At 51.1% G+C, this 1,523-nt stretch carries 4 protein-coding genes; 1 reads left to right on the top strand and 3 read right to left on the bottom strand.

Annotated elements, in window-relative coordinates:
- A partial coding sequence (locus tag WBM98_RS15160) for an efflux RND transporter permease subunit (RefSeq protein ID WP_424366867.1) occupies positions 1–215 on the top strand: 215 nt, incomplete at its 5' end.
- Between the two features lie 209 nt (positions 216–424).
- On the opposite strand, the gene WBM98_RS15155 is transcribed toward WBM98_RS15160, so the two are convergent.
- The 3 genes from WBM98_RS15155 to WBM98_RS15145 all read right to left on the bottom strand — a co-directional run.
- A complete protein-coding gene (locus WBM98_RS15155; protein ID WP_424366866.1) occupies positions 425–898 on the bottom strand; it encodes an LEA type 2 family protein in 474 nt (157 codons plus the stop codon).
- Positions 899–997: 99 nt separating this feature from the next.
- Positions 998–1,180, bottom strand: coding sequence for a DUF6116 family protein (locus tag WBM98_RS15150; RefSeq protein ID WP_424366865.1), 183 nt, complete (start codon positions 1,178–1,180; stop codon positions 998–1,000).
- A 110-nt stretch (positions 1,181–1,290) separates the two neighbouring features.
- On the bottom strand, positions 1,291–1,523 hold a 233-nt coding region (locus WBM98_RS15145; protein WP_424366864.1), incomplete at its 5' end, for a hypothetical protein.

Raw genomic sequence — 1,523 nt, 5'->3', positions numbered from 1 at the left:
AAGCAGGGCGGCGTCGCTTGAGGCCGATTCTTATGACCTCACTGACTACCATACTGGCGCTATTGCCCTTGGCCCTGGGTATCGGGGAAGGAGCGGATGCTCAAGCGCCACTTGCGCGAGTGGTGATTGGCGGCCTTACCGCCTCGACATTAATCACCTTGGTGTTGGTGCCGGTAGTGTATACGCTATTTCATCCCTCGCGCCCAACAGCCTAACGGCTCAATCATAATTGCCTTGTATACAGCGCGCTAAAGGCAGCTATGAGTCGGTTCCAAGCTATTACATAAAATACCATTGATGTCTAATCTGAAAAACTCAGCTGAGAGTCAACAGCCATTCTAACCTTACAAGCTCAAGCTATAACCAATTGATCTACTCGAAACTGATTGCGGCCAGTCAAGCATCAAGTCATCTGGCGGTGACTTTATGGATTTAGCGGCGCCTGCTTTTTGGAACCTGCGCTGAGATCGATCTCACCGCTTTCTCGAAAGGGCAGATTGATAAAGCTGCCCGGTGTGCTGAGGTTGCCGCTGATCTGATATTGAAAGGGTTTGCCTTCCAGTTCCTGCAGCGACTGGATCTGACGTATCACACCGAAAATGGTGCTGCTCACTTTCACCTCGAGCAGGGCTTCGCCATAGGCGGTTGCTGTTATTTGCTGGTTGCTGACTCCGGAAGCAAAGTCTTTACCATTCAGTTCGAGATCAAAACTCACGCCATCGATAGACAGTGGTTTCTGGGAGCGATTCTGAATGCGTAATTTGATGAGATATCTTTGCTCCATGAGGGTCGACTCCAACGGCATCATGCTGGTGACCGTGACCTTCACGCGTTGCTCATGTTGACCCAGCGTAGCGCAGGCGGAGAGGCCGCTGAGAAACAGCAGCAGCATGAGCATCTGCAGACACTTGAAACCACTCAATCTGCAAGATGGCTGAGGGTCCCTCGTATAGCGCTTGCAGTCGTTCGTCATTAATCTCATAACAGGCTCTCTGAGTTATTTAGCAGTTTTCCGAGGCAGTTCCTTGGGTTTGCGTAAGCTGGCAAACAGGAGTGTGAGTAATCCCAGGAGTATTTCATCCACGAACGGGAGCATATCAGGCACCAGCAGATCGATCATGAACAGCGCTGCAGTGAGCAGGAACAGCTGGCGAAATCTCAGCTTGTCGGCAAACTTCATTATCGAGGCAGTGAGTAATGATCTGGGCATGACTGGTTTGCTGATAAGTTATTACCCGACCGGGTTGAGGGACTGGGAAGATTTTAATCCAGGTCTCAACCAAGGCCTCGCTACTCTACGATCTCGATGGTGAAACTTGGCGCCTCCTGCAGGTGCCGTTTTACAGCGCAAAGCCCCATGGCGCGGATGATGCCGTCACGATATTTTTCAGGGAAGCCCTCTGGCAGTTCCAGTTGCAGCTTCATCTCAGTGAAGAGTTTCTTCTTTTCATCCCGTTCACAGGCCATGCTCAGTCCTATGCCCTCGGTAGACAGGTTTCTCGACTGGCAGAAATTCCAGGCAA

This window comes from Maribacter sp. (assembly GCF_049667165.1).
Classification (GTDB): domain Bacteria; phylum Bacteroidota; class Bacteroidia; order Flavobacteriales; family Flavobacteriaceae; genus Maribacter_A.
This window is presented reverse-complemented; position numbering and strand designations above follow the sequence as displayed.